2 tRNA genes and 2 rRNA genes (1 of these 4 only partly in view) are annotated in these 3,391 nt (G+C 54.6%); all 4 read right to left on the minus strand.

The features are described from left to right. Positions 1-786, minus strand: a 23S ribosomal RNA gene (locus tag BMX36_RS20980) (it extends 2,005 nt beyond the left edge of the window). A gap of 495 nt (positions 787-1,281) precedes the next feature. Further along, positions 1,282-1,357 (minus strand) — tRNA-Ala (locus BMX36_RS20985). Between the two features lie 12 nt (positions 1,358-1,369). After that, positions 1,370-1,446, minus strand: a tRNA-Ile gene (locus tag BMX36_RS20990). 192 nt (positions 1,447-1,638) lie between these two features. Beyond that, positions 1,639-3,123 (minus strand): 16S ribosomal RNA (locus BMX36_RS20995). Together the 16S and 23S rRNA genes with 2 tRNA genes alongside form the textbook arrangement of a ribosomal RNA operon. Positions 3,124-3,391: the final 268 nt, after the last annotated feature.

Below are 3,391 nucleotides of genomic sequence, written 5' to 3' on the forward strand. Positions count from 1 at the left end.
GTAACTTTTCAACGTTAATCGGTTCGGACCTCCAGTGCGTGTTACCGCACCTTCATCCTGGTCATGCCTAGATCGCCGGGTTTCGGGTCTAATACTTCAAACTATGTCGCCCTATTCAGACTCGCTTTCGCTGCGCCTACACCTATCGGCTTAAGCTTGCTTGAAACATTAAGTCACAGACCCATTATGCAAGAGGTACGCTGTCAGGCCTCAAGGACCCTCCAACTGCTTGTAGGCAATCCGTTTCAGGTACTGTTTCACTCCCCTCATCGGGGTGCTTTTCACCTTTCCCTCACGGTACTAGTTCGCTATCGGTCATGTACGAGTATTTAGGCTTAGAGGGTGGTCCCCCTATATTCAGACAGGATTACACGTGTCCCGCCCTACTCAAGTCCTCTTGTCTCACTTTCGCATACGGGGCTGTCACCCGCTACGGCCGAACTTTCCAGATCGTTCTGCTAGTTGAACAAAAGGCACTGGCCTGGTCCGCGTTCGCTCGCCACTACTAACGGAATCTCGGTTGATGTCTTTTCCTCCAGGTACTGAGATGTTTCAGTTCCCCGGGTTCGCTTCACGAAACCTATGTATTCAGTTTCATGATACCTTCTTCCTGATTACCTCCGACCGGCGAACCGGGAAGAAATAATCGGGATAGGTGGGTTTCCCCATTCGGAAATCGTCGGGTCAAAGGTTGCTCACACCTCACCGACGCTTATCGCAGCGTGCCACGTCCTTCATCGCCTGTACATGCCAAGGCATCCACGAATTGCCCTTACCTCACGCTTGAGAGTCCACACCACCAACGACAACGCTGGATCGTCTCCGTCAGGAGAACGACACGAAACTCGGCAGAGCAGCGTTACGTGGTTTTGATCTGGCCCTTCGTCGACACGCATGAAGCGTGCCGCCGAGCGGCTCAGCTGATGTGGATGATAAATCTCAGCCAGATTATTGTAGTGATATGAAAAGAGCCGCTCGAACCGACGTAGCCAGATCGCATCGAGCCGAAGCTCTCAGCGAACCGCTTCTCGCGATCCTATCGTCTCAAACCCATACCGCCACGGCATCGATTTTAAGAACCCATTCACAATGTCAAAGAGGGCCGTCGCGGCCCAATACCTCGCGCTTGCACGCGAGGATCTCGTGTCTTCATCTTCTGGACTGTCAGAGCTTAACCACGCCGCGGCAAAGCCGCGTCGTCAGACCTAGCTTGCAGCTAGGCTGGCCGTGCTTGCCGGTGTGCGCTGCAAGCTTTGCTTGCGCGTCTCGCCGGCTGCGCAGTGGTGGAGCCTATCGGGATCGAACCGATGACCTGATGCTTGCAAAGCAACCGCTCTCCCAGCTGAGCTAAGGCCCCAATACTGACAGATGGTGGGCCGAGTAGGAGTTGAACCTACGACCTCACGCTTATCAGGCGTGCGCTCTAACCACCTGAGCTACCGGCCCATCTGCAACCCGAACCAGCCATAAAGGCCGCGGGCGGCGTGAGCCAGCTCAGGCAGTATCCTCTCATGGGAGAGGATATCCAGACGATGAAGGGACATGAGGACGGCGGCAATGTTCTTTGGAATGGGAGGAAGCTCTTCCCGGTCAGAACCCGAAGGTTGGGACCAGGCGCTTAACCGCCGCTATCCTTAGAAAGGAGGTGATCCAGCCGCAGGTTCCCCTACGGCTACCTTGTTACGACTTCACCCCAGTCGCTAAACCCACCGTGGTCGCCTGCCTCCTTGCGGTTAGCGCGACGCCTTCGGGTGAATCCAACTCCCATGGTGTGACGGGCGGTGTGTACAAGGCCTGGGAACGTATTCACCGCGGCATGCTGATCCGCGATTACTAGCGATTCCGCCTTCATGCTCTCGAGTTGCAGAGAACAATCCGAACTGAGACAACTTTTGGAGATTAGCTCACCCTCGCGGGATTGCTGCCCACTGTAGTTGCCATTGTAGCACGTGTGTAGCCCAGCGCGTAAGGGCCATGAGGACTTGACGTCATCCCCACCTTCCTCCGGCTTATCACCGGCGGTTCCTTTAGAGTACCCAACTAAATGATGGTAACTAAAGGCGAGGGTTGCGCTCGTTGCGGGACTTAACCCAACATCTCACGACACGAGCTGACGACAGCCATGCAGCACCTGTGTGTAGGTCCCCGAAGGGAAGAAAGGCATCTCTGCCAGTCGTCCTACCATGTCAAACGCTGGTAAGGTTCTGCGCGTTGCTTCGAATTAAACCACATGCTCCACCGCTTGTGCAGGCCCCCGTCAATTCATTTGAGTTTTAACCTTGCGGCCGTACTCCCCAGGCGGATAACTTAATGCGTTAGCTGCGCCACCCAAAGACCAAGTCCCCGGACAGCTAGTTATCATCGTTTACGGCGTGGACTACCAGGGTATCTAATCCTGTTTGCTCCCCACGCTTTCGCACCTCAGCGTCAATACCGGTCCAGTGAGCCGCCTTCGCCACTGGTGTTCTTCCGAATATCTACGAATTTCACCTCTACACTCGGAATTCCACTCACCTCTCCCGGATTCGAGCGATGCAGTCTTAAAGGCAATTCTGGAGTTGAGCTCCAGGCTTTCACCTCTAACTTACAAAGCCGCCTACGTGCGCTTTACGCCCAGTAATTCCGAACAACGCTAGCTCCCTCCGTATTACCGCGGCTGCTGGCACGGAGTTAGCCGGAGCTTATTCTCCCGGTACTGTCATTATCATCCCGGGTAAAAGAGCTTTACAACCCTAAGGCCTTCATCACTCACGCGGCATTGCTGGATCAGGCTTTCGCCCATTGTCCAATATTCCCCACTGCTGCCTCCCGTAGGAGTCTGGGCCGTGTCTCAGTCCCAGTGTGGCTGATCATCCTCTCAGACCAGCTAAGGATCGTCGCCTTGGTGCGCCTTTACCACACCAACTAGCTAATCCTACGCGGGCTCATCCCTCGGCGATAAATCTTTGGACTTACGTCGTCATCCGGTATTAGCAGTCATTTCTAACTGTTATTCCGAACCAAGGGGCAGATTCCCACGCGTTACGCACCCGTGCGCCACTAGATCCGAAGATCTCGTTCGACTTGCATGTGTTAGGCATGCCGCCAGCGTTCGTTCTGAGCCATGATCAAACTCTCAAGTTTATGTCACCACGCCAACCCCAGTGGAATAACCAGGACCAGCGCGAAGCATCTCAGGGAGCCCAACCTGCACAAATACTATTACTGTGGATAAGTAACAGAGACATGCAAGCCAGGCTTGGCTTTAACCGAGCACCCGATACCCTGAGGATATCAGACCCGGAGCCGCCGCCCACATGTCCCTTCATCTAAACCAACAATGTCAAAGAGCGACAAAAACCGACGCCCAGTCCAATCCCTCTTTCGTGGGACGACCTCGGCGCCTGGATTT

The organism is Sphingomonas sp. OV641 (assembly GCF_900109205.1).
Classification (GTDB): Bacteria; Pseudomonadota; Alphaproteobacteria; order Sphingomonadales; family Sphingomonadaceae; genus Sphingomonas.